Raw genomic sequence first — 24,354 nt, 5'->3', positions numbered from 1 at the left:
AATCTTATTATCTAAAACCCTGAAAAATAATCAATCCAAGAAAACTTTAAAATATAAAATCCTTATAATTTATTTTTAAAATTTATTAACAATACTGGATTTCTACCAAAATATTTCTAAATCTTACAAAGTAACTGTACTTGTTAAAAGTGTTTCGTTTCTGCACTTAAAGCCAGTCTGTTAAATGAAATATGTTATAAATTTAATCAGATCAATGAACATTCAGGTAGTTTTAACTTTTAAATCAATTTAATTTCAGAGGCTTAGGTAGTATTTATGTCGATTCTCAAAGAAGATCAAGACCTAGAAGATTCACTTGCTACATCTTCTTATATATTACCTCAAGTGATTTTAAATCAGCTCAAACCTATTATTTATTCTCACAAACTTGTTTTATTTCTTGATATTGATGGAACCATTTCTGAATTCCACCCAGATCCAGCAAAAAGTATAATTAAGAGCGGAACCTTAAATACCTTAAAAGAGTTACAACAATATATTCAGCTAATATTAGTGACCGGTCGCTCAATTGCACAAGCACAAAAACTTATTTATCCATTTGACTGGAATATTGCCGGTTCTCACGGTCTGGAATTAAGCTATCAATCGCGTTTAAGCAAGTTAATTGATTTAAATCCTGAACAGTTTGAATTATTAAAAAATTATATTACAGAACATAGTAATAATATTCCTCAGACTCGAATAGAAATTAAAGACTATTCAGTCGCCCTGCATTTTCGTGAACATCCCTATTTAGAGCATCAAGTGCATGCATTTGCCTTGAATTGTCTTACTCATTTTCAGGATTTTGAACTTAAGGCTGGAAAGTTTGTATTTGAACTGGTGCCCAAAGGTGCAAATAAAGGTTCAGCTATCCAACAAATCATTCAGCAATATCACTTAAATGATCATTACCCCATTTTTATCGGAGATGACCTGACCGACGAAGCCGGTTTTCAAGTCATCAACACATTCAAAGGCTGCTCTATCAAAGTCGGTACAGGCAACACCGTGGCACAACATCGCCTCGAAAACGTGACTCAAGTACAGGCTTTTCTAGCGGAATTTCTAGAAATACTGAAAGCACAACAACAATTATTATTGGAGAAATTACATGTCGAAACTCATAGTGTTATCAAATCGTGTAAATCTACCTAAGTCAGACAATACACAGGCAGGTGGATTAGCGGTGGCATTGCAGGATGCTTTGCAGGATATAGGCGGTATCTGGGTTGGCTGGAATGGATCCCGAGTTGACCAGACGAAAGAGCAGAAGTTTCAAATCCTGAAGCATCAAAATGTTGAATATCACACGAGTCCATTGACTGAATCCCAATATCAAGGCTTTTATTGTGGTTTTGCCAACAATGCATTGTGGCCGCTGATGCACGACCAGCATCAACTTGTAGATTATCAGCCGCAGGATTTTAAGATCTATCAGGATGTCAATTTACGCTTTGCCAAGCACCTTAAACAGGTAGCATCTCCACACGATATTATCTGGATCCATGATTATCATTTTTTAAGCGTGGCGCATTATTGCCGTAAACTGGGCATGCGTAACCGTATTGGCTTTTTCCTGCATATTCCCTTTCCTGAACTAAGGCTCTGGCAGACTTTACCCGCCCATCGCGATCTGGCACATCATTTCGCCAACTACGATGTACTGGGTTTGCAGACCTCTCGCGATCAGGAAAACTGTTTAAATTTCCTTGAACAGACCTTAAAAGTGCAGCATCGTCACAATGAAATCCTGAATTATCAATCTCGAAAGATTCATGTGAAATGCTATCCGATTGGTGTGCATCCTGTGCAACTACAGAATCAGGCCTCAGATACCCATCTGGAAAAGCTTCCCTTTGATCTGGATACAGTGCAGCCTTATAAAACCATCATTTCAGTTGACCGGATTGATTATAGTAAAGGCTTATTGGAAAAAATCGGATCGTTGCAGAGCTTGCTAGAAGATCAACCGGAGTTTAAAAATCAATTCCAGCAATTACAAATTGCCTGTCCATGCCGACTGGATGTAAAGACCTATAAGAACCTGTATACGCAATTTAAAGCTGCTGTGCATGAACTCAATAGCCAGCATGGCACAGCGGACTGGTTACCCTTCGATTGCAGCTATGATACTTTGGGCCATGAGGCCTTGATGCAACTGTATCGTAAGGCAGATATTTGCTGGGTAAATTCGATCCGGGATGGTATGAATCTGGTCGCCAAGGAATATATTGCTGCACAGGATCCTTTAGATCCGGGTGTCTTGATTCTATCTAAATATGCCGGTGCTGCTGAACAAATGAAAGAAGCCTTACTGGTCGATCCTTATGAGCATGACAGTATGGCTAAAGCTTTGAAGAAGGCGCTGCGCATGTCTAAATCAGAACGTTTGGAGCGCTATCGTTATTTAAGCCAAGGCTTGAAAAATTTCGATATTATTCGCTGGCGTGATCAGTTTATCACTGACCTGAAAAACTCACAAAGCTTGCGGATCTATCGCCCGGTGGCTGCAGGAGCTTCAAACCAGTTCAGTGTGCATGCCTAAATTTTTAAATAAAAAAACACCAGCATTAAGCTGGTGTTTCGTTTTGAAGAGGAGCCACAATCTCTTCGCTGTGTTGCACTTCGCTTGGGTCTGCAGTGAGATGATTCAAAATCACAATACTCAATAGACCAATTGCAATGACACTAAATACCAGACTCAATCCGATAATTTCACTACCGAAGCCGACCAAGGCTGGTCCAATCAACGAACCTGTATAAGCAAATACCGATACATAAGACAATGCCACATGTGAAGCCAAAGTTTTTTGACGTCCTGCACGGGAAAACATCAGCGGTACAATGTTAGCGCTACCTAAACCTAAAATCGCATAGCCTACCAATACCACCTGCCAGACTGGCGCAAAGACTACGGTCAATAAACCGGTTGCAGCCAAGAGTGCGCTTAACAGAATCGTATTTTTTTCACCAAACTGCTGAATAATCAAGTGACCGCTAAAACGTCCCAACACCATCAAACCCGCAAAGAAACTATAAGCCAGACCGGTTTGCGCCGCAGGCAGACTGAACTCAGTAGCAAGATAAATACCACTCCAGTCCATAGCTGCACCTTCTGACAGAAAAGCCACAAAACAGATCAGACCAATGCCTAAAATCGCCCAGGTCGGCACTGCTTTTTTCACCGACTGTTCTGATGATGTTTCTTCTACCGCCGTTTTTAGCTCAGCACCCAAGCTCAAAGGAACAGCAAATAAGGCAATAAGCAGCAAAATCACACTGACAATCACCGCACCAGTTAAAGGCGCCAAGCCGAATCCCATTAACATGGTCATGCCCAGTACGCCTGCTAGACCACCTAAACTACACACTCCATGAAAACCTGACATTAAACTTTTACCGAGTTTTTTCTCAATCTGTGCAGCCTGAATATTGACAGTCACGCCCAAAGCCCCGGCACTGGCACCAAAGAAAAACAGGCTGATTGCCATCATTAAATGATTCGGACTATAAGCCAGAGCAGGCAAAATGAACAAAAATGCACTGAGAATTACAGCCAAAACGGTACGACAACCTAAGGCATTGGCCAGTCGGCCAGCCAGTGGCATCGCCAGCATTGAACCGATTCCGGCACACAGCAATAACAGGCCAAAATCAGCATGATTTAATAATAGGCGCTGCTGTGCATATGGAATTAAGGGTGCCCAAGCCGCAGTACTAAAGCCCAAGCTAAAGAAGCACAACGCAGTCGCTATTTTCTGCCATAGATATGGTGATGGAGACTGAATTCGAGAAAGCAGTGTTTGATTGAACATTGTATTACCAAAAAAGAAGGCTCAGGCATCCATTACCGATCATCCATAGAAAAACCCCACAGACTTATAGTTGAAATATATAAGTATGCGGGGCTGAATTTGCGTGAATTATAAACAGAATAAATTTAAATGGAATAGTTTTTAGAACCGAATTTTAAGATTTTTTACAAGTATCTGATTGTATAAAATTTATAGTTTTATGCTTTTATTTGCACAGGCTGATCGGTTTTTTAGCGGCCTGCTTAAGCTCAAGTTTTTGCAGAAAATGGGCAAAACCTGCAGCAATTTTTGAGCTGAGACGACTGCTGGTGGTGACTCTCAGTTGATTCGACCAGACAATCTGCGCGCCGGCTTTTTCTAAACGACGGATGAAATCGACATCTTCATGACAGTCCAGTTGCTGAAACCCATTGACCTGTATATAAGCCGAAGCTTTAAAACACAGGTTTGCGCCATGAATATGCCGATGTCCCATGCTGTCCTGATAATGTCGGAGATAAGCCTGACGGGTTTTCCGGCTTAAATGATCCCATTGATCCAGCTCGACTACACCACAAATCGCATCGGTGGGTTGATGCTGTAACATCACCTGAAACCAGTCGCACTGTACGAATGAATCGGCATCGGTACAACAAATCCAGTCACAGCCCTGCTCGATCATTTGCTGAATCCCCAAATGGCGTGCCTTACCGACATTTCGGAAGTCGCAGCTCATAGCCGGAATGCCCATTTGCTGAACTTTAACGGCGGTGCTATCAGTACAATGGTCCAAGACCACGAGAATCTGGATTTCAGGAAGATTTTCTATTGTTTTAAAATATTGAAAAAAATAAGTTTGTGCTGATTTTAAGGCTAACAGACAGCGTTCAATATAGGCTTCTTCATTACAGGCCGGAATCACCACACCGATTTTTTTCATCTTAAGCCCTCCTGCTCTGCTACGGATTGCGCTGAATTCAGCCAGAGATCTATCAAAAAATCGGAATCCTGCAAACTTAAACGATGGGAATAGTTTAAATGCGCTTTGAGATACTGATGGACATCTTCACCATTTAAGCTAAATCCTGAGATTGGCGCGCGCCAATGACAACTCAAGATACATCCACCCGGTTCCAGTGCAGTATGCAGCCATGTCAGCACCTGTTGCAGAGCAATCGGGTTTAGATAATATAAAATCTCACTGACGACAATGAGCTGAAATTTCTGTTTGGGCAAATCATCTGGCACGATCCGCTGTAACACCTGCACATGTGAATAATCTTGTAAACGCTGTTGAGCCAACTGGATCGCAGTATCATTGGCATCCAGACACATTAAGCTATTTGTCCGCTGTGCCAGTTCCTGACTGAAGATGCCGTTACTGCAACCAATTTCAATCGCAGAGTCAAATTGCAAGCTCGGCAAGACCGCCAGACAAATCTGCCGTTTGCGCTGTTCATACCAACGCTGTTCATATTGCCAAGGATCTCCCTGATTCAGTGCATATAACGCATCGAAATATTCCTGATCATAGGCTGCTTTACTGTTCATACAGATACACCTCCCAGGGCTGTAAAATACGTTGCAATGCCTGCTCAGGCAGAATCGGTGATTGTTCAATCGTTGGATCAAGCTCGATCTGGCTCTTAAAACACCGCGCAGCTCGAGACTTATATTGCAATTCTTCCTCAGTTAATCTGAGTTGATGAGCGACGGTCCAAGGAATTCTGGTATCTCCAGGTGTTGCCCAATGCCATGCCCAAATCAAGACTTGAATACAGGGCAAATGAAGTTCAGTCGCCAGCTGCTGTGTGACCTGCCCTGTAATTTCATGATCTGGATGTCCATCATGAACAAATGTGCTAATTAACACATCATTCGGCTGCAGATAAGATTGCAGATGCTGTTGCAACACATCCCGCTGTTCTGCCACCTTGCCATCCTGAATGTCTAAAGCGATCCGCAGAATATTCTGTTTTAAAGGCAACGCTTCCAAAGCTATTCGTGTTTCAGTAGGACGAATCTGGTTCAACTCTTCGGGAGTATACAGACTAGAGCCCGGATGACTGGCCGTTCCGTTGGTAACAGCAAAAAGTACGATTTGATAGCCAAGTTTGTCCAGACGCTGAATCAGACCTCCACAGCCCAAAATTTCATCATCAGGATGAGGGGCAATGATGCAAACCCTGGCATTCGGTGGAATAACCTTAGGAATATCGAATTCCGGCATCTGTTGCAGGATCTGACAGGAACGCCATTCTTCAAGCCTTGTGCCTTCACCATGGATGACACGATCCCCTACAATCTCATGTCTTATAACGTCCATAATTGTTCCTCCTGTGCAGTCAGCTCGCCAATCCGCTCCAAGTCAAATGCAGCATGACTTTGACGAATAAATACCGGAAGATCTGCTGCAAGCCGAGCGAAATGCGGATGCTCACAATACGGCCCAGCACCAAGTGCCTTACCTACATGAGTTAGTACATTTAAGGCAGTCGCTTCCACCTGAGCACGTAGGCTACGAATCTTTAACTCATGTGCGTGTTGCGGTTGCTGATCAATCAATGCAGCAACTTGATAAAATAAGGACTGTGTCGCTAAAAGCTCCCGACTAATTTCACCGAGATACATGGCCTTATAGGCATGCGGTTTTAACAATACTGCCTGTCTTAAATATTCAGCCAAACGCACGGTTGCGCCATACCAGCACGCGGCCACACCTGCGGCGCCATGCCAGAATCCGGGCCGATCCAGATAGGCATTTGGAGCTGCGACTTTTTCCACCTCAACATGATCCAGTTCCAGCCGGGCAGTCAAGGTATGCTGCATGCCCACTGCCTGCCAGGCATCCTGATGATGCTGAATGCCTTCTTGCGACAAATCTAGAATCAGTAATTGTGAATATTGCTGCTCATCACGGTGAGTCAGCAGACCGTGTTGCACCCAGACCGATGCAGAACACCAAGGCTTAATTCCGCTTAGCTTTCCTGCTTGCAATGTTAAAGGTTTGGGGCCACCTTCTGCTGCCCATACTGCCCATAAGCCTTTTTGTTCTACCGGAATATTCAATTCATGCAAAATGGCCAAGGCGTCCAGATGGGATTCAAACAATTTGCCTAGGGTCAGATTGCTTGCCGAAACCTGACTAAGCATCTGCCAGCGTTTTAAGGTGGCTCCGGAAGCGGGATAAGGCACCTGATCGGAAATCGCCACCAGTTCCATTAAAGTGTGCTGAATTTTTTCTTGTAGCTCCAGAGGAGAGTTTTCAAATCTTTGTAATATTGAACCGAGGTTCTGCATGCGGTTCCTCATAAAATACAGATAATGTTGTTGTGTTTTTAAAGTCAGTTAATGAGAAAGCTTGCGCATTTGTTTTAAACGTGTGGTCAGCCCTAATACCTTACGCCGTGTATTAATCTCTTCTTCATTGAAACAGAGCTGTTGCATCAGTTCAGTTAGAGGCAAATGATTATGCTCAATGAGATAGATATCCTGCTCTCTGCTCCATTTGGTTTGTTGTGCTTGAGCCAACAACTTTTTGACATCCGGTCTCACCATCTCTTCATCCATTTTAAAACCATCAGGATAGAAGCCGGAGCCTCTATCCTCTAAAATATAAATTAGATCGTTTAGGCAGGAATTGCTTCTGCAATCGCTTCACGCGCCCAGACACGATGGTTCAGGATCAAAGTCTTGAAGCTATCTTGTACTGCTTCAAACTGTCCGTTTGCCAGAGTTCCTTCATCGCTAACCAAACGCAGATCTTCAATCAGCTTGCCTTTATCACCCAGGAACACGATTGGTTTTAAATGCTTGTAGGCTTCCAGCAGATAATGAGTCGCCACACCGTCTTTCATTACCACATCGTAATTATCACCGTCAGCAATCACCACGGCATCATAGGCAATGGATGGTTCTGCTTTTTGCATACCATCGGAAGGAATCACCTCGCCTTGCTGACCCAGTACCGGGCCCGGTTTTGGGGTCAATACATCGACCACAGCCCCTTCTGATTCTGCCCAAGCTTGAACAGCTTTGATACTGGCCTCATTGGCCTTGTCGTGCACCAATAGCGCAATTTTGCGTGCCTTAATATCTTCAGGTTTAAATGCCTCAAAAGATAAACGTGGTGAAACCTGCACCTCTGGCAATTTTGCCGCCTTTTTCTCTGACGGAATTTCAATACCCAATTGGTCAGCAACCTGCTGTGCCAAGTCCAGATCGATATTACACAGCACTTCAAGTACTTCACGTTCACGAATATATTTGCGCTCCACCTTGCTCAGCTCGAAGACATAGGCATCGACAATGTGCTTTTGCTCATGTGGTGCCTGGCTGCGGTAGAAAAGACGGGCCTGACTAAAGTGATCACTGAATGATTCGCTACGCTGACGGATCTTGTGTCCATCAATACGTTCCTGATAGCTTTCAAAACCACCACCTTGCGCTGCAGGCGGAGTTTCAGCCGGCCAGTTATTGTCAATCGAGTTCGGCTCATAACTGGCTTGACCAGTATGCACAATACGCTGATGTAAACCATCACGCTGATTATTGTGGAATGGACAAACCGGCTTGTTGATTGGAATCTGGTGGAAATTTGGACCACCTAAACGGCTAAGCTGAGTATCGGTATAGGAGAACAATCGTGCCTGTAATAACGGGTCATTGGTAAAATCAAGTCCCGGCACAATATGTCCCGGACAGAATGCTACCTGCTCGGTTTCACCGAAGAAATAATCCACATTACGGTTCAGTACCATTCTGCCAATCGGTGTCACTGGCACCAGTTCTTCCGGAATAATCTTGGTTGGGTCCAGCAAGTCGAAGTCGTACTTCATCTCATCTTCTTCTGGAACGACCTGTACACCCAGTTCCCATTCCGGATAGTTACCGGAGGCAATCGCTTCATATAAGTCACGACGATGGAAATCCGGATCTTTACCCGCCAGTTTTTGTGCTTCATCCCAGACCAGTTGGGCTAGACCCTGTTTTGGCGTCCAGTGGAATTTAACAAAAACCGCTTTATTCTCGGCATTGATAAAACGGAAAGTATGTACACCAAAGCCTTGAATGGCTCTTAAATTACGCGGAATACCCCGATCCGACATGGCCCACATCACCGCATGTGCAGATTCAGGCACTAAGGAAACAAAATCCCAAAAAGTATCATGTGCAGATGCACCGGTAGGAATCTCGGTCTGTGGTTCAGGCTTGACCGCATGTACAAAATCCGGGAACTTGATCCCATCCTGGATAAAGAATACCGGCGCATCATTCGCTACCAGATCGAAGTTACCTTCATCCGTATAAAACTTGGTGGCAAAACCACGGATATCACGTACCGTATCTGCTGAACCACGTGGTCCCTGTACGGTAGAAAAACGCACAAATACTGGCGTTTGCACACTGGTATTGGTCAGGAAGCCTGCCTTGGTCAGTTTTTCATTCCCCGGATAAGCCTCAAAATAGCCATGTGCGCCGACACCGCGGGCATGCACAATACGTTCTGGAATTCGCTCATGGTCAAAATGGGTAATTTTTTCCCGAAGAATAAAATCTTCGATCAAGGTCGCACCGCGAACGCCTGCCTTGAGACTGTTCTGGTTATCGGAAATTTTAACCCCTTGATTGGTGGTGAGTGCCTGCTCGGTCGCATCACTGCGATATGCGTCGAGCTGCTCACTTTTTTTATTGGTATTTTGTTTGTCTAAACTGTCTTTACCAGTCGCGGGGCTATTGGCCTTAATTTTCATGATGTATTCCTTGCTGAGCTTGAGTTTAGTTCAGATATTATTGGTCTATCTCAAAGTCGCTTGAGCTGATATGTTGCATGGTTTGACCAATCAAACTCATCCCGCAAGTCAATCTGCTACAGCCGATCCTGTATCAGCCTCATATTTCTTCTGAATATGCTGACTCGAAGCATTTTCGCTTTTCTGGGAATATTGTTATTGGTTTCGCCTGTGTCCTAACATAACTGCATTTGAGAAAGAGATTTATTATTGTTTGTAGTGCCTTGTTTAATTAAGGCAGCATTGTGTTATTTTTTATAAATTTCGGGTTTATTAACGATTAAGATTTTCATCTAAGTTATTTATTTAAAATAAAATTTTAAAATATTACAGAGATGTTTCGAAATAAAGACTCAGTGGAGTGATATGTGATCTTGCTCATAAATAAGCGTCATAACCTAACACGATGTTTCAATCCTGAAATGATTAGGACTTTTTTAGAAGTTCAATTTGCTATGAAAAATTAACGTGCTACCGCTGAGGATGGTCAGAACTTGACAGAGTTAAATAGTTACAATCCAGCGCCCTGCTTATACATAATGACTAAACTTCCTGCCTTTATATTGATCTAATATCTATAACTTATAACCACTTAAATCTCTTAGCCTGTTCAGATCAAATACAAAGTCATAGAGATCATTTCATCTCTTGACTCGGGCTTCGACTACATCCGACTTTATTTTAATACACATTATCGCCTTAAGTTTGAAGGAGTAAGAGCATGGCCTCTTCTAAAAAAGAATCTAAAGCAATGAAAATTGATATCGGAATTTCGCATGATGATCGCGCCAAAATTGTCGACGGTTTATCCAGACTTTTAGCAGACAGTTATACCCTGTATTTAATGACCCATAATTTCCACTGGAATGTTACCGGCCCCCAGTTCAACAGCCTGCACAACATGTTTATGACTCAATACACTGAGCAGTGGAATGCGCTGGACATCATTGCTGAACGTATTCGGGCTTTGGGTTTTGCAGCACCCGGCACTTATAAACAGTTTGTAAAACTCACCTCCATTAAAGAAGTCGAAGGGGTGCCTAAAGCCGAAGAAATGATACGTTTACTGGTAGATGCACATGAAACTGTGGCACGTACCGCCAGAAGTATTTTTTCGATCATTGAAGAAGCCAATGATCAGCCGACTGCTGACATTCTCACGCAAAGACTGGAAGTACACGAAAAAACTGCCTGGATGCTGAGAAGTAATCTGGAACAATAAAATCGGATTGAATCTTTGAGATCAGGCTTATTCACAGGATGAAATGGAAACTTGCGGTAGTACCATTAAGTTCAGTTTCATCCTGACGCTTTCAATAGGTATGATTTACCGGCGCTCATTGATTAGATCAACCTGAAAAACACAATCATTAGAATTCAACTGTAAAATTTTAAGGATGTAGGCAATCGCGTACATCCTTTTTTAACAAACAGGTTGTTTCCAGATTATTTCAATCTCAGATATGGCTATCATTTTTTGAAAGCTATAAATCTGAAATATCTTTTCTATCGCTTCAAAAAATTAGCCCTCCTGGCTCCTTGCAGTACAGCTTAATCTTCAGGAGAATTGCTCGAATCGCTTTCAATCCGGCCATCGACCAGATTAATGGTGCGATCACAAGTAGCGGACAGGCGCGGATCATGCGTGACCAAAAGTACGGCGCAGTCGCGTTCACGATGCACTTTACGAAACAGTTCAAACATATCAGCCGCGGTCTGGGTATCCAGATTACCTGTCGGTTCATCGGCCAATAATAATGCCGGCTCAGTAATCAAGGCCCGGGCAATCGCCACCCGCTGCTGCTGCCCTCCAGATAATTCATTCGGTTTACGTTCAGCAAATTTTTCCAGCCCTACTGCCGTCAATAAATCACGTGCACGTTGCATTGCCTGCTGATTCGGTTTGCCATGCGCCATCATTAAAGGCATGAGAATATTATCCAGTGCACTAAAGGCCTGAATCAGATGGTGAAACTGAAATACAAACCCGATGCTGTTACCGCGAAGCGCTGTACGACCGGTGTCATCCATCGCACTGGTAGGTTGTCCCAACAAATACAGCTCGCCACTCGTTGGTTTATCTAGCAGTCCCAGAATATTTAATAAGGTACTTTTACCAGAACCGGAAGGGCCAATGAGTGCAGCAAAGTCGTTGCGATCAATGCGCAGGTCAATGCCATGCAAGACCTCCACTTCATTGGGCTGGCCAATATTATAAGATTTTCGCAGCGCTTCCAGACGCAGAACTTCCTGAGATTGCTCAGACATGACGAATCGCCTCCACCGGATCGAGTGCCGCGGCCCGACGTGATGGCACTGCTGCCGCCAGTACGCCTGTTAATGTGGCCAACAATAGTGCCAATATCACCAGTTCAATCGAAATTGGAATATAGAATAATCCCGGCCCAAAATTATTAAATACCCATACCAGACCATAACTGACTATGCTGCCCAGCACTGAACCGAGCAAGCCAAAGATTGCACCCTGAAACAGAAAAACTCTCAGGATTTGCGATTGGGTTGCACCCGTCGCCCGCAAAATACCAATTTCCCGGGTGCGCTGCACCACACTGACGGACATGACGCTGGCAATCCCGAAAGCCACCGAAATTGCGACAAAGACAATAATCATATTGGTGGACAGGTTTTGTGCAGTAATGGCATTCATCAGTTGGGCATTGGTTTCAATCCAGCTTTCGGCTTTTAATGAGGTCAGGCGTCCGACTTGTGCTGCAACCTGGTCTGCTTCAAAAATATTGGCAATGGTCAGATCAATGACTGTTACTCCGCCTGGCAGGCCGAGTAAGGACTGCGCCTGCTTGAGATCCAGATAAACATAACGCGCATCCAGTTCGCGCACGCCCAGCTCAAAGATACCGGCAATATTCACCAAGGCACTGTTCTGTTGGCCAGTATCCAGTCGCAACTTGCTGCCGACCTGAACACCGAGGTCTTTGGCCAATTGACTGCCAATCAGTACATCATCCGCGCCAACCCGCAACTGACCACTGGTTAAATATTCTTTTAATGGAATGATCTGCTGATAACGCTCCAAATTCATCCCGACCAAGGCCACTGATTCGATCGCATCACCCCGTTGTACAAAGGCAGGACCAGACACTACCGGCGAGACGGCGGTCAGTACAGGCAACTGGTCTAGTGTTTCGGTAATCTGTTGCCAATTATTGATCGAACGCAGGCGCTGTGCCCGTTTGTCTTCCTGCAATAATTGCACTGTTCCGGCGGGAGGTGACACAATCCGGTTGACTTCATCCGGTGACAACAGGCGTATATGCGCCTGTGTGCCTAAGGTACGTTCGACAATATTGGCTTGCAGCCCCTGAATCAACGCGGTGATAAAGACGATTACTGCCACGCCCACGGCGACCCCGATGGTGATCATGATGGACTGCGCGCGACCCTCGCGCAAAAAACTGACCGCGATTTTCCATTCGATCCAGAGCCGCCCGAATAAGTTTTTCAATCGAAGTTCACCGGTAATTCATTTTTGCTATTGGCCGTATCAGCAGAATTCAGCAATGAGCTCTGTTGTGGTTTTAAGCGAACTCTGGTGCCATCCTCCAATGAAGATTCGGCATCTGCCAGCACCTGATCACCCTCGCTCAGGCCGGATTTCACTTCTGACATGGCCAGGCCACGCAAACCTAAAGTAATCTGCTGACGCTGTACTTTTCCATCACGTACCATTAAGACCACAGCTTTATCTCCCTTGATACTGCTTAAAGCATCATTCGGAATAGCCAGTGCCCGTGCTCGTTTGGCCGTCTCGACATTCACCGATACTGTCATGTCCTGACGCAGAAAATCTGGTACGAGATTGACAGTTAACCTGACCTCTACCGTACCGCGCTGTGGGTCAATACTTGGAGCAATAAAGTTGATCCGGGCCGGGAAAGACTGATCCGGATAGGCATCGCTAATGACGGTCGCATTTTGCTGCAAGGCCAGTTGCGGTAAATTCCGCTCATCTAGCGGTACCCGGATTTCTGTATTCCCTGTTAACGCAATGGTAAATAAAGTTTGTCCCGGCTGAACCAGATCACCTGGCTCGACATCGCGTGTCAGCACTGTGCCAGCGACCGCCGCCCGAATCTTGGTTTTGGCCAGTTGAGCCTGTGCCACTGCAAGCTGTTCCCGAAGCGACGCTTCTTCGACTTGACCCGCAGCCAATGCGGATGCTTTTACCCGGGCTGTCTCATAATTATTACGCGCGACTCTTTCTGCTTCCACAGCCTGTTCGACCTCTTCCCTCGACAGGATGCCGGCTTCTGCATTACGTCTACGTGCTGCTTCTCGGCTGGCCTGCTCCAGCTGGGCTTTGGCACTGGCCAGTTCTGCTGCAGCCTGTGGCCGTCGGCTGCTTGCCAATTCGGTCAATGCCAGCTCGGCCTGTCTGACTTGGGCCAGCAATTCATCCGATTTCAATACCACTAGCAGATCACCCGGTTTAACCTGATCGCCTTCCTGCACCAGACGTTGCAGAACCACACCACTAATTTCACTGCCTACCTGGGCACGTGAGACTGTCGCAACACGTCCGGTCGCAACAACATTTTGTACCAGCGGCATGGCACTCAGCGTATAACTAGGCACCACTGGCCCCTGCCACCAGCGAAATAGAGCAAACCCTACTGCCAGTAGCAATACGATAATGAGCAAAATTTTATAGCGGGCAGCGCGCAATGAGAATCTCCGGTTGATTCGTCTAATTTGAAATAAGAAAGTCAAAACTGTATTTGTTTTTTTCCTAAGGTTTAATTTACAACAAGTTTCTAATTGGAATTATAGGTATTTTGTTGAGTTTGAAAAGAATGTTGAGTTCCTGTCCACTTTTTTGAGCTAGCTTAAGTCGGTGTCAGTCAAGTTCATCTATGGCAGATCCAGACACGGAATCAAGTAACAGAAAATTGTATTAAGTTTAAGGAAATGGAGATGTGATCAAAAAACAGGCTAGATCATGATAGAGCTTGCCTGTTCAATCGTTTGGGTGTTAATTGAATATTAGTTAAATATTAGACCGTACGACGCAATGGCTGATCACGCTGCGCCAGACTTTCGCCCATTGGCACGAGTCGTCTATCAGGCTCAATCTTTTGCCAAGGCAGGTCATTCGGGTCTGCTTTCATGGCCCCAGGCGCTTTTGCGACTAAAATGGCAGCAGCCATGTCCTGAAAATCTGCACGAAAATGTACCGAGCTTTTCACTACAATAATTGATTTATCTTCAGGCACAACACCAAAAATTCTAAACATATTACGATCGAGCAACTGGGCTTTGTAAGAGCTGACTGCAATTTCAATACCGTCTATTTCCAGTAATATACTCGGGCCGATATCCGCCTCAACGCCATGCATCATGGGTCCGCCATAGCTGAATTTTCCATCGCTATAGGCTTTGATTTTAAATTCAGCGCTAAATGGGGCATCCCCGACAATACCCGATGTTCCACCCAGTTGCGCATAAAAATGCTGACCAAGCTCAAACTGATAGGCTTGTTGCACCACCGCGGGATCGACAATGAGGCCAATCAATGCATTTTTAACCGGATGTCGATATAGCGCCGATAACATCCCGGTCGTATTCGAATCACCACCGGCTCCCGGATTGTCCTGAGTATCGGCAATCACCACGGGTTTGGCCGAATAATGCTGTTGATAAAGTTGAATTGCCTGCTGCACGGCATGATCTGGTGATAAAAAATCCATATTCCAATGCGCTTCTTGTTGCAGCACATGGTCGATATAGCGTTGCATGGCCTGATCTAACTGCTCAGCGTTTTCACTATAGCCCCAGATACAACCGCCACATTCCTCAAAATCTGCCGCCGGAAAACCCGGCGTAAAATTCATCTGGACAGGATTATTTTGTTCTAGCTGTTCGAGTAAATTCATACAAGACTGGGTAGGTTCCAGCTCGGTACATTGTGCATTCAACGCAATCAAAAACGGTAGCTTGTACATTTTCTTATACAGTTTTTTGCCCTCGAATATTTGATTCAGCAGTTGGGCACAGCGTTGTCCAGTTTGGGCCATATCTACATGCGGATAAGTCCGATAGCAAATCAATGCATCACTATGAGCAAACATCGCTTGCGTGACATTGGCATGGAAATCCAGACTGGCAATTACCGGAATGTCCGACCCGACTGCTTCACGAACCCGTCTTAACAATTCCCCTTCACCATCATCCACCTGTTCACTAACCATGGCACCATGCAGATCCAGATACACCGCATCTGCCGGATGCTGCTGGATGCTTGCAATAATTTCATCACAGATCCGTTGGTAAGTGTCCTGCTCTACATGCGCTGAAGGTGAAGTGCCAGCCCAGATTACCGGCAAAAGTTGATAACCGAATTGTTCTGCTTGTTGAATAAAACCGCCAATCGGAATGTTCTGTTCCCGAAATTTCAGGACATCTGCGCCGCGGCTAAGCGGAGGAAATCCCCCGCCCTGGACAAAATCCACATATCTTGCTTTGGTCGGGGCAAAGGTATTGGTTTCATGTTGAAAGCCCGCAATGATGATTTTCTTCATATCTTGAATCCTTCCTATGCTGCATGATTGATTATTTATCGACGATTAAGGCAGCGCGTGTTACTTGCTGGGAAACAACTTGCTTTTTCAGTCTGAAGGCATAGATCAGGAAAGTGCCTCCGAGCATCATGATCACAGCAATCGTGAACCAGCCTGCCAGCATGGAACCGGTCATTGACTGCGCCATGCCCATAATATTTGGACTGACAAAACCACCGAGTAATCCGATACTGTTAATCAGGGCAATTCCGCCTGCTGCCGCACTACCGCTTAAGTATTTCGATGGAATCGACCAGAAAATGGTATAGGCACTAAACATAAAGGCCGTTGCGGTACAGATCGCAATAAAGGACAGCAGGAAATTCGCACTGATCACCGACAACATCAAGCTGACTCCGGCCAATACCGTAGGCACTACACAATGCCATTTCCGTTCCTGCCATTTGTCCGAGCTGCGGGCAAAAATGATCATGAAAATTGCACCGCATAAATATGGAATCGCCACCAGCCAGCCAATCATCTGCAAATTCTGGATACCGCCCGATTTCAATAAAGATGGCAGCCAGAAACCAATCGCATAGATCCCACAGATAATGGTGAAGTAGGCCAAGGCCATGAAATAGATCCAGGGATCCTTCAACACCGCTTTAAAATTGCTATGACCAGTTGCAGACTGATGCTGTGAAATTTCTTTTACCAATAAGGCTTTGTCCTCTTGAGACAGCCATTTTGCTTGTGAAGGATGATCGGTTAAATAAAAGTATGCTACGCAGCCCAACAGCACGGTTGGCACAGCTTCCAATAAAAATAACCATTGCCAGCCAGAAAGATTATAAATCTGATGAAAAGTACTCATGATTTGCGTGGATAATGGTGCACCTAACATACCAGCGAGTGGCCCGGCCAGCATGACGATCGCCATCACACGTGCCATGCGTGCACCGGAATACCAATAGGTCAGATAGAAAATCATGCCCGGGGCAAAACCGGCTTCGAATACACCTAGTAAAAAGCGCAAGACATAGAACATCTGCGGGGTGGTGACAAATAGCATCGACATGGAGGTCAGGCCCCACAAAATCATGATGCGGGTAATGGTTTTTCTGGCGCCGACTTTTTCAAAATACAGGTTGGTTGGCACTTCAAACAGCACATAACCTAAAAAGAATATGCCGGCTGCCATGCCATAAATTGCATCGTTAAAACCCAATTCCTGCTGCATTTGCAACTTGGCAAATCCGATATTGATCCGGTCCAGATAAGCAAAGAAATAACATAGCAATAAAAATGGCAGCAGGCGCCAGCTCACTTTCTTGTAAATCTGGTCTAACCGTTGTTGACGGGAGGTCATTAAATCCATCTAAAACTCCTTTTTATCTAGATCTTCTTATTGTTCAAAAACAATGTAAGCATGCTCCTGACTTGATAACAATGTAATTTATTAGGCATACTGATGCTTTAAAAGCATCAGAGTTTTTATGGACAGAAACTTGCAATTCCTTGCGCCACTGAACGGAATCAATGAAAAGCGTTTGCGTTATTTCTATACGGTGATGATGTTTGGCTCGATGCGCAAAGCGGCAGATATCCTGAATATTGAACAGTCCGCCATGAGCCGACAAATTCAACTCTTTGAATCAGAATTAAAAATAAACCTGTTCAAACGTAAGGGACGGCATATTATTCCGACTGAAGCCGCCTATCTGGTACTTGAGTATTTTAAGGAAAATAAGAATCGTGAAAATGAATTATTTGACAGTTTATTTCAGCTGCAATCTTCTCAACTTGGCAAAGTGAACATTGTTTCAAGTGAAAGTTATATGCAACACATGATTTATGATGTACTTCGACATGTGCACCATAAATATCCAAATCTTGAAATCCAGTTAGAATTAATGAGTGCCCAGCATGTAGTACGACATATCGTGGACAGCCTAGCGCATATTGGACTTGCGTATAACCCCCCATTTCATACAGACATCAGCACCATTGCCCATAAAACAGAACCTTTTATTCTAGCTGTTCCTGCCTATCTGAAATTTCAGCCTATAAATTTGCCTTAATGCCTGTGGGGCATGGTTTTCGTCAGCTACTCGACAGTGAAATGGTGCGCTTACAAGTGAACCTGAATATTAGCCTGGCCACCAATTCTATTTATGCCTTAAAAAATTATGTGGTGGCTGGACATGGGATTTCCGCCATGCGCTATGCAGATATTGCAGATGCAGTAAAAGAAGGTCAGGCCGTTGCCTTAACTCTTGATTCCGAGCTGTGCAATACGGCTCAGACCCAATTGATGGTTCGTAAAAACACTCATTTGTCAGAGTCGAAGCATTTATTAATCGAGCGTATTCGTTCTAGTTTTGATTTGATCTTTTAAATCGCTTATAAAGTTTAGGTAATAAAAAAGCCACTTAGATAAGTGGCTGATTTATAACAAGAATTTTGGTGGAGGTGGCGGGAGTTGAACCCGCGTCCGCCAGCACTACGCTCGAGAATACTACATGCTTAGATATCGTCTATTGTTTTAACTCTTTGTGACCCGACGAACAGGGTACAAATCGCGATCCTCTTGATTTAGTACAAAGCCCCGAGGCTTGGCTTTATACGGACTTGTGTGCGTGCGCTTCAGTCGGACTCTCTAACCACAAGTATTCGGAGAGGCGGACAAGCTGCCCTTAGGCAGCTAGAGCGTATGATTCGTCGTTTGCGACTAAAAAATGCAAATTTGATTTACGAGAGAAAATGCGCTCTCGGCATGCATCTATGAGTTTCATCACCAGCGTCGAAGCCAGAAACACCCCCAAAGTACAAGGCAATCATAGCATAAATGTCAAAAATTACGATGTATTTTCTAAACATTTACACAACTTGATGCGCTTAATTACATTATTGCGCTAATATTTTACTTTTCAAGCCGAATAACAGAAAAATTATGAGCTATTTACTGACCCTAGATCAAGGAACCACATCGAGTCGGGCTATTATTTTTAATGAACATGGACAAATTCAGGCAACGGCTCAACGTGAAACCCATATTCAGACGCCACATTCAGGTTGGGTCGAACAGGATGCTCAGGAAATCTGGAGCACGCAGATTGCGGTGGTACAGCAAGCGCTCGCTACCGCAAGAATTCTCGCCAAAGATATTAAAGCCATTGGTCTGACCAATCAGCGCGAAACCACGGTGGTTTGGGATCGAAGAAATGGTAAACCGCTCGCCCCGGCAATCGTCTGGCAGGACCGTCGTACCTCTGACTGGTGTAACCGGCTGATTGATCAAGGCTTGATGTCCAAAATTCAGCAAAAAACCGGTCTACGGATTGATCCTTATTTTAGTGCAGGAAAATTGGTCTGGTTTCTGGAGCATGTAGAAGGCGTACGTGAACTGGCTGAACAGGGTCATGTCGCTTTTGGTACTATCGATAGCTGGCTGATCTGGAACCTGACTCAAGGCGCAGAACATGTGATTGAAGCCAGCAATGCTTCCCGTACCATGCTGATGAATCTACATCAACAAACTTGGGACGAAGAACTGCTGGAGCTGTTTCATATTCCTGCTTCAGTCTTACCAAAAATTATTTCCTCGGATAATTATATCGCTGACACCGCTTCAGGTTTACTCGGTGCCAATATCCCCATTACCGGGATTCTAGGTGATCAGCAATCTGCACTGTTTGGTCAATCCTGTTTTGAAGTGGGGAGCGCAAAAAACACCTATGGCACCGGCTGTTTTATGCTGTTCAATACCGGTCAAGACATCCAGCTCAGTCAGAATAAACTGCTTTCTACCCTTGCCTGGCAAGCGCAGGGTCAAACCACCTATGCACTGGAAGGCAGCGTCTTTATGGCAGGTGCGGTAGTGCAATGGCTACGTGATGGTCTCGGGATTATTCAAAAAAGCGATGATATCGAAAAACTGGCCTGTAAAGTTAAGGATACCGACGGCGTGGTTTTGGTTCCGGCCTTTACCGGACTTGGCGCGCCGCATTGGGACAGTGAAGCGCGTGCCCTGCTCTGTGGCATGTCTCGTGGTACGACTCAAGCGCATATCGCCCGAGCAGCCTTAGAATCAATCGCTTTTCAGGTATCGGATGTCCTCAGTGCAATGCAATCCGATATTGCCCACCCTTTAAAAGAATTACGGGTCGATGGCGGTGCCAGTAGCAATGACATGCTGATGCAGTTTCAGGCAGATATTCTCAATGTGCCGGTGCTACGTCCGAAAATGCTGGAGTCTACCGCTTGGGGAGCAGCAGCCATGGCCGGATTAAAATCCGGAATATTTTCCAGTCTGGAGGAAATTTCGCAGTCTTGGCAACTTGAACATGCCTTTGAACCGAAAATGCAAAATGATGAACGTGAAGCTCATTTAGCCAAATGGCAGAAGGCCTTAAATCGGGCCAAATCAGATCTATAACCTGTATCGATCTGAAGGTCGAAAGCTAAAAAAGCACTGTTCAACAGTGCTTTTTATTTTCTATCTCTTACCCTCAATAAGCATAAGATGCGATCGCTGTAGCAATTGGCTTATCTTCATCATTGACCATGGTCATACGCATGGTGCAGCCCTTACGCCCCAAACGTAAGGTTTCTGCCCGCGCGATAAAATATTTACCGCGCCCAGGTGCCAGATAATCCACCCGCATATCCACTGTCGCCAAACGCGAGACTTTTTTAATGGTATCGGCAATGGTTTCAGGTTCGGCTTTTTTATATAGCTCCCCCATCGCTACAATTCCACCGACACTATCGAGTACCGTGGCCGCAAGACCGCCATGCAAAATTTGAAACGCGACATTCCCAACCATAAAATCCTGCATTTCCACATAGGCTTCAATCTGGCCCTCGACCACCCGCATGGTCATGCCATTATGCTTAAAAAAAGGAGAGCTATTAAAAGCATGTACCAGCTGGTTCAGGACTACATCAATATCCACTTTCGAGCCCAGATGTATATTACCTGTCCAGTTTCTCTCTGTCTTACTCATCACTCTGCCCGAATCCACCACAATAAAAAACCGCTAATTTATGCCCAAAAATTTGAGTTAGGGCTACAATAGAGGCCTAGTTTAATACTGATTACTGAGATTTTTATGACTTATACGTTCAATCGTCCCGCGTTTCCTGCAACTCGCATGCGTCGTATTCGTAAAAATGAACATTTACGTTCGATGGTTCGTGAAACCCATCTCGCGGCAGATCATCTCATTTATCCAGTATTTGTCCTGCCAGGACAAAACCAGACCCAAGATATTCCAAGTATGCCGAATATCCAGCGTCTGTCAGCGGACTTGTTGTTAAAAAAATCAGAACGTCTACTGGAACTCGGTGTCAATAAACTGGCGCTATTTCCGGTCACCCCACAAGAAGATAAAAGCCTGACTGCAGAAGCTGCGTGGCGTGAAGATGGTCTGGTACAAAACACCTTGCGTTTATTGAAAAAAGAACTGCCAGAAATGGTGCTGATTACTGACGGCGCATTAGACCCGTATACCATACATGGTCAGGATGGCATTATTGATGAGAACGGTTATGTCTTAAATGATGAAACGGTCGAGTGCCTGATTAAACAGGGCTTGAGCCATGCCGAAGCCGGTGCAGATGTGTTTGCTCCAAGTGACATGATGGATGGCCGGATCGGTGCGATTCGTCAGGCCTTTGAAAAAAATGGTCATATCTATACCTCCATCATGGCCTATTCAGCCAAATATGCATCAAGTTTCTATGGTCCGTTCCGTGATGCAGTCGGTTCTGCCAGCAATTTAAAAGGCGGCAATAAATACAATTACCAGATGGATGTCGGTAACCGTGCTGAAGCCCTGCATGAAATTGCGCTGGATATTCAGGAAGGTGCAGACATGGTGATTGTTAAACCGGGCATGCCTTATCTGGATATCGTCCGCGAAGTCAAAGACACTTTTGGCGTACCAACCTTTGTCTATCAGGTCAGTGGCGAATACGCGATGCTGGCTGCGGCAATTCAAAATGGCTGGTTATCTGATAGCGTCATTTTAGAATCATTGATGAGCTGTCGTCGTGCCGGTGCAGATGGTATCTGGACCTATTTTGCTGAAGAAGCTGCGCTTAAACTGAAAGACATGAAGTAAAAGGATTTCGGCGCAATGCATATTGCCATTGTCGGCGCTGGCATCACCGGTTTGATGTCGGCGCTGGAACTGCTTGAACAGGGATTTTCTGTTACCCTTTTTGATCAACAGGCCGCCGGACAGGCTGCATCCTGGGCTGGAGGAGGAATCCTTTCCCCGATGTATCCGTGGCGTTATCCCGCTGCTGTAAATGCTCTGGCTCGACATGCCAAACCTATGTATCAGGACTGGAATCAAAAACTGCAACCTTTCACTGGCATCGATTTCCAGATTCATGAAACAGGTATGCTGATTTTTGATGAATCCGATTTTGAAATCGGTTTAAGTTATGCCAAAACACATCAGGATCCGCAGCAACAGGCAGAATTGCTTGATCAGGCTAAACTGCAACAGATCAATCCAAGAATTAATCAGAGCAAATTCAAGCAGGCGATTTATTTCCCTGAACTGGCGAATATCCGTAATCCACGGTTATTACAGTCGATCATTCACTATTTGAAGCAGCATCCTCGTGTCACCTGGCAAGAAGACTGTAAAATCACTCGGCTCAATATTCAGCAAGGCTGTGTAAAAAGTATCTCAGATGAACATAGCCAGGTTTTTCAGGCAGATCAATATGTGTTCACAACCGGAGCATGGTCGCAACACTGGTCACAGCAACTTGGTTTGGAAATTCCGGTACAGCCGGTTCAGGGCCAGATGCTGCTGTTTAAAACGCCAGAAAACTGGCTGCCGACCATGTGCATGCATAAGGTGATGTACCTGATTCCACGTCAGGATGGACATGTTTTATGTGGTTCCAGTATGCGTCAGGTCGGTTTTGACACCTCGCCTTCTAGCGAAATCCGGCAGGATATTTTACAGGCGTGTATCGAGATGGTACCGGAACTGGCAGATTTTCCGCTGGTCAAGCAATGGGCCGGATTAAGACCCAGCTCACCCGATGGTATTCCCTATATTGGCAAAATTCCCAAGCTAGACAATGCCTGGGCCAATTTTGGACATTTCCGGAATGGTTTATGCATGGGGCCGGCATCAGGCAAACTACTCGCTCAACTCATCCTTAAACAAATGCCAATCGTTGATCCAGCTCCTTATGATCCTGTCCGTTTATTAGAGCCCAGTCGTTTAGTGCTTTAGGATATTATCCAGTGCTTCTTTCAGAGTTGGATAATGAAACTGGAATCCAGCCTCCTGCAAGGCTTTGGACTGTACATACTGACCGTTTAAGACCAGTTGTGACTGTTCTCCCAGCATCATTTTCAGACTGCATGCGGGTAGTGGAAGTAAGGGTTTGCGCTTCAGAATCTGGGCCGCAGTTCGTGCAAACTGGGCCTGACTACTTTTTTCTGGCGCGACCACATTAAAGATCTGCTCGGCTGTATCCTCAAGTATCAAGAATTCAATCGCACGCAGCACATCCTCTAGATGCACCCAGGTCACTGGCTGACGTCCATGACCAATCCGCCCGAACAGATTCAGCTTAATCGGTAACAACATCTGCGGAAGAATCCCGCCACCTTTACCAAATACCACCGCAAAGCGAACAATCTTGGTGTTCTGGTTAGTATAGGACAAGGCCAGCTGTTCCCACTTCGCACAGAGTTCAGACATAAAAATATCTTGTGGCGGACTTTGCTCCGTGCAGACCTGTTCCCAACGCTCTGTCGGATCAATACCATAATAACCAACCGCTGATGTTGAAATAATCCGTTTCGGTCTAATCTGATTTTTTTCTAAATAATCAAAAACCTTTTTGGTGGTGTCTAAACGGCTATCCAGCAATTTCTTTTTACGCGCTGCCGTCCAGCGGCCTTGACCAATGCTTTCGCCAGCCAGATTGACCACATAATCAAGCTGATGCTGTTTTAATTCATCCAGCTGATTGATCCAATGGAAGTCCGGATGTGGTTCATGTTTATTTTTCTGACGGGTCAGCCCAATCACCCGATAATCCCGTTCCAGTAAAAAACGCACGAGATGACTGCCAATAAAACCACTCGCTCCCGTCAACAGCACTACAGGTTTATACATTCGTCATTCTTCGCCTTATTATTTTCTTGATTTAAATTATACGCCACTCATCTTTAGCTTTTTA

At 45.0% G+C, this 24,354-nt stretch carries 20 protein-coding genes, 1 other RNA gene and 1 pseudogene; 7 read left to right on the top strand and 15 right to left on the bottom strand.

Going from position 1 to position 24,354, the window contains the following annotated elements; all coding sequences use genetic code 11:
• Positions 1 to 276: 276 nt before the first annotated feature.
• Entirely contained in the window at positions 277 to 1,158 is an 882-nt protein-coding gene (otsB, locus tag F893_RS06295; RefSeq protein ID WP_005251200.1) for a trehalose-phosphatase, read from the top strand.
• The gene (locus F893_RS06290; protein WP_005251198.1) at positions 1,115 to 2,548 is read left to right on the top strand and encodes a trehalose-6-phosphate synthase; all 1,434 of its coding nucleotides are present in this window, start codon (positions 1,115 to 1,117) and stop codon (positions 2,546 to 2,548) included. Before otsB ends, F893_RS06290 begins: the two co-directional genes overlap by 44 nt.
• A 25-nt stretch (positions 2,549 to 2,573) precedes the next feature.
• On the opposite strand, the gene F893_RS06285 is transcribed toward F893_RS06290, so the two are convergent.
• The 7 genes from F893_RS06285 to katE form a co-directional block, all read right to left on the bottom strand.
• Complete coding sequence (locus F893_RS06285) at positions 2,574 to 3,818, bottom strand: MFS transporter (RefSeq protein ID WP_005251197.1); 1,245 nt, start codon at positions 3,816 to 3,818, stop codon at positions 2,574 to 2,576.
• A 205-nt stretch (positions 3,819 to 4,023) separates the two neighbouring features.
• Positions 4,024 to 4,737, bottom strand: a complete 714-nt coding sequence (locus tag F893_RS06280; protein WP_005251195.1) for a glycosyltransferase family 2 protein — start codon at positions 4,735 to 4,737, stop codon at positions 4,024 to 4,026.
• Complete coding sequence (locus F893_RS06275; RefSeq protein WP_005251192.1) at positions 4,734 to 5,348, bottom strand: class I SAM-dependent DNA methyltransferase; 615 nt, start codon at positions 5,346 to 5,348, stop codon at positions 4,734 to 4,736. Before F893_RS06275 ends, F893_RS06280 begins: the two co-directional genes overlap by 4 nt.
• Positions 5,338 to 6,123 (bottom strand): PIG-L deacetylase family protein, encoded by a 786-nt coding sequence (locus F893_RS06270; RefSeq protein WP_005251190.1) that lies wholly within the window; start codon positions 6,121 to 6,123, stop codon positions 5,338 to 5,340. The genes F893_RS06275 and F893_RS06270 overlap by 11 nt, the downstream gene beginning before the upstream one ends.
• Positions 6,111 to 7,097 carry a hypothetical protein gene (locus tag F893_RS06265; protein WP_005251188.1) on the bottom strand — a complete coding sequence of 329 codons (987 nt, stop codon included), beginning with the start codon at positions 7,095 to 7,097 and terminating at the stop codon, positions 6,111 to 6,113. The genes F893_RS06270 and F893_RS06265 overlap by 13 nt, the downstream gene beginning before the upstream one ends.
• Before the next feature lie 48 nt (positions 7,098 to 7,145).
• A complete protein-coding gene (locus F893_RS06260; RefSeq protein WP_004646201.1) occupies positions 7,146 to 7,355 on the bottom strand; it encodes a hypothetical protein in 210 nt (69 codons plus the stop codon).
• A 71-nt stretch (positions 7,356 to 7,426) separates the two neighbouring features.
• Positions 7,427 to 9,550: a catalase HPII gene (katE, locus tag F893_RS06255; RefSeq protein ID WP_005251185.1), complete on the bottom strand. Its 2,124-nt coding sequence runs from the start codon at positions 9,548 to 9,550 to the stop codon at positions 7,427 to 7,429.
• Between the two features lie 760 nt (positions 9,551 to 10,310).
• Between katE and F893_RS06250 the strand changes: the two genes are divergently transcribed.
• Positions 10,311 to 10,811 (top strand): Dps family protein, encoded by a 501-nt coding sequence (locus F893_RS06250; protein ID WP_004646199.1) that lies wholly within the window; start codon positions 10,311 to 10,313, stop codon positions 10,809 to 10,811.
• Between the two features lie 329 nt (positions 10,812 to 11,140).
• On the opposite strand, the gene F893_RS06245 is transcribed toward F893_RS06250, so the two are convergent.
• From F893_RS06245 to F893_RS06225, 5 genes are all read right to left on the bottom strand, one after another.
• Positions 11,141 to 11,857 carry an ABC transporter ATP-binding protein gene (locus F893_RS06245; RefSeq protein ID WP_005251184.1) on the bottom strand — a complete coding sequence of 239 codons (717 nt, stop codon included), beginning with the start codon at positions 11,855 to 11,857 and terminating at the stop codon, positions 11,141 to 11,143.
• Entirely contained in the window at positions 11,850 to 13,073 is a 1,224-nt protein-coding gene (locus F893_RS06240; RefSeq protein ID WP_005251182.1) for an ABC transporter permease, read from the bottom strand. The genes F893_RS06245 and F893_RS06240 overlap by 8 nt, the downstream gene beginning before the upstream one ends.
• Complete coding sequence (locus F893_RS06235; RefSeq protein ID WP_005251180.1) at positions 13,070 to 14,293, bottom strand: efflux RND transporter periplasmic adaptor subunit; 1,224 nt, start codon at positions 14,291 to 14,293, stop codon at positions 13,070 to 13,072. The genes F893_RS06240 and F893_RS06235 overlap by 4 nt, the downstream gene beginning before the upstream one ends.
• Before the next feature lie 329 nt (positions 14,294 to 14,622).
• On the bottom strand, positions 14,623 to 16,146 hold the full coding sequence (locus tag F893_RS06230) for a M81 family metallopeptidase (protein ID WP_005251178.1): 1,524 nt from the start codon (positions 16,144 to 16,146) through the stop codon (positions 14,623 to 14,625).
• A 31-nt stretch (positions 16,147 to 16,177) separates the two neighbouring features.
• A complete protein-coding gene (locus F893_RS06225; protein WP_005251177.1) occupies positions 16,178 to 17,506 on the bottom strand; it encodes an MFS transporter in 1,329 nt (442 codons plus the stop codon).
• Positions 17,507 to 17,624: 118 nt separating this feature from the next.
• On the opposite strand from F893_RS06225, the pseudogene F893_RS06220 reads away from it, so the two are divergent.
• Positions 17,625 to 18,526, top strand: a pseudogene (locus F893_RS06220) (LysR family transcriptional regulator).
• A 66-nt stretch (positions 18,527 to 18,592) separates the two neighbouring features.
• On the opposite strand, the gene ssrA reads toward F893_RS06220, so the two are convergent.
• Positions 18,593 to 18,951, bottom strand: a transfer-messenger RNA (tmRNA) gene (gene ssrA, locus F893_RS17350).
• A 130-nt stretch (positions 18,952 to 19,081) separates the two neighbouring features.
• Here ssrA and glpK point away from each other — a divergent pair.
• The gene (gene glpK / locus F893_RS06215; protein ID WP_005251174.1) at positions 19,082 to 20,566 is read left to right on the top strand and encodes a glycerol kinase GlpK; all 1,485 of its coding nucleotides are present in this window, start codon (positions 19,082 to 19,084) and stop codon (positions 20,564 to 20,566) included.
• Positions 20,567 to 20,639: 73 nt separating this feature from the next.
• Here glpK and F893_RS06210 read toward each other — a convergent pair whose 3' ends face one another.
• Complete coding sequence (locus tag F893_RS06210; protein WP_005251173.1) at positions 20,640 to 21,137, bottom strand: thioesterase family protein; 498 nt, start codon at positions 21,135 to 21,137, stop codon at positions 20,640 to 20,642.
• 105 nt (positions 21,138 to 21,242) lie between these two features.
• Here F893_RS06210 and hemB point away from each other — a divergent pair, with 105 nt between their 5' ends.
• Positions 21,243 to 22,256, top strand: coding sequence for a porphobilinogen synthase (gene hemB, locus F893_RS06205; RefSeq protein ID WP_005251170.1), 1,014 nt, complete (start codon positions 21,243 to 21,245; stop codon positions 22,254 to 22,256).
• A 15-nt stretch (positions 22,257 to 22,271) separates the two neighbouring features.
• Positions 22,272 to 23,396 carry a glycine oxidase ThiO gene (gene thiO, locus F893_RS06200; protein WP_005251168.1) on the top strand — a complete coding sequence of 375 codons (1,125 nt, stop codon included), beginning with the start codon at positions 22,272 to 22,274 and terminating at the stop codon, positions 23,394 to 23,396.
• Here the strand turns inward: thiO and F893_RS06195 are convergent.
• Positions 23,385 to 24,290, bottom strand: a complete 906-nt coding sequence (locus F893_RS06195; protein ID WP_005251167.1) for a TIGR01777 family oxidoreductase — start codon at positions 24,288 to 24,290, stop codon at positions 23,385 to 23,387. The two genes, thiO and F893_RS06195, sit on opposite strands and share 12 nt — an antisense overlap.
• Positions 24,291 to 24,354: the final 64 nt, after the last annotated feature.

It is taken from the genome of Acinetobacter sp. CIP 102136, assembly GCF_000369685.1.
GTDB lineage: Bacteria > Pseudomonadota > Gammaproteobacteria > Pseudomonadales > Moraxellaceae > Acinetobacter > Acinetobacter fasciculus.
Note: the sequence above shows the minus strand (reverse complement) of the source record. Positions and strands in the feature narration are given on the sequence as shown.

What these genes read in the sequence shown, in the direction of transcription:
- otsB (WP_005251200.1), top strand. Translation starts at nt 277, where the DNA reads ATGTCGATTCTCAAAGAAGATCAAGACCTAGAAGATTCACTTGCTACA.
- F893_RS06290 (WP_005251198.1), top strand. Translation starts at nt 1,115, where the DNA reads ATGTCGAAACTCATAGTGTTATCAAATCGTGTAAATCTACCTAAGTCA.
- F893_RS06285 (WP_005251197.1), bottom strand. Translation starts at nt 3,818, where the DNA reads ATGTTCAATCAAACACTGCTTTCTCGAATTCAGTCTCCATCACCATAT.
- F893_RS06280 (WP_005251195.1), bottom strand. Translation starts at nt 4,737, where the DNA reads ATGAAAAAAATCGGTGTGGTGATTCCGGCCTGTAATGAAGAAGCCTAT.
- F893_RS06275 (WP_005251192.1), bottom strand. Translation starts at nt 5,348, where the DNA reads ATGAACAGTAAAGCAGCCTATGATCAGGAATATTTCGATGCGTTATAT.
- F893_RS06270 (WP_005251190.1), bottom strand. Translation starts at nt 6,123, where the DNA reads ATGGACGTTATAAGACATGAGATTGTAGGGGATCGTGTCATCCATGGT.
- F893_RS06265 (WP_005251188.1), bottom strand. Translation starts at nt 7,097, where the DNA reads ATGCAGAACCTCGGTTCAATATTACAAAGATTTGAAAACTCTCCTCTG.
- F893_RS06260 (WP_004646201.1), bottom strand. Translation starts at nt 7,355, where the DNA reads ATGGTGAGACCGGATGTCAAAAAGTTGTTGGCTCAAGCACAACAAACC.
- katE (WP_005251185.1), bottom strand. Translation starts at nt 9,550, where the DNA reads ATGAAAATTAAGGCCAATAGCCCCGCGACTGGTAAAGACAGTTTAGAC.
- F893_RS06250 (WP_004646199.1), top strand. Translation starts at nt 10,311, where the DNA reads ATGGCCTCTTCTAAAAAAGAATCTAAAGCAATGAAAATTGATATCGGA.
- F893_RS06245 (WP_005251184.1), bottom strand. Translation starts at nt 11,857, where the DNA reads ATGTCTGAGCAATCTCAGGAAGTTCTGCGTCTGGAAGCGCTGCGAAAA.
- F893_RS06230 (WP_005251178.1), bottom strand. Translation starts at nt 16,146, where the DNA reads ATGAAGAAAATCATCATTGCGGGCTTTCAACATGAAACCAATACCTTT.
- F893_RS06225 (WP_005251177.1), bottom strand. Translation starts at nt 17,506, where the DNA reads ATGGATTTAATGACCTCCCGTCAACAACGGTTAGACCAGATTTACAAG.
- glpK (WP_005251174.1), top strand. Translation starts at nt 19,082, where the DNA reads ATGAGCTATTTACTGACCCTAGATCAAGGAACCACATCGAGTCGGGCT.
- F893_RS06210 (WP_005251173.1), bottom strand. Translation starts at nt 21,137, where the DNA reads ATGAGTAAGACAGAGAGAAACTGGACAGGTAATATACATCTGGGCTCG.
- hemB (WP_005251170.1), top strand. Translation starts at nt 21,243, where the DNA reads ATGACTTATACGTTCAATCGTCCCGCGTTTCCTGCAACTCGCATGCGT.
- thiO (WP_005251168.1), top strand. Translation starts at nt 22,272, where the DNA reads ATGCATATTGCCATTGTCGGCGCTGGCATCACCGGTTTGATGTCGGCG.
- F893_RS06195 (WP_005251167.1), bottom strand. Translation starts at nt 24,290, where the DNA reads ATGTATAAACCTGTAGTGCTGTTGACGGGAGCGAGTGGTTTTATTGGC.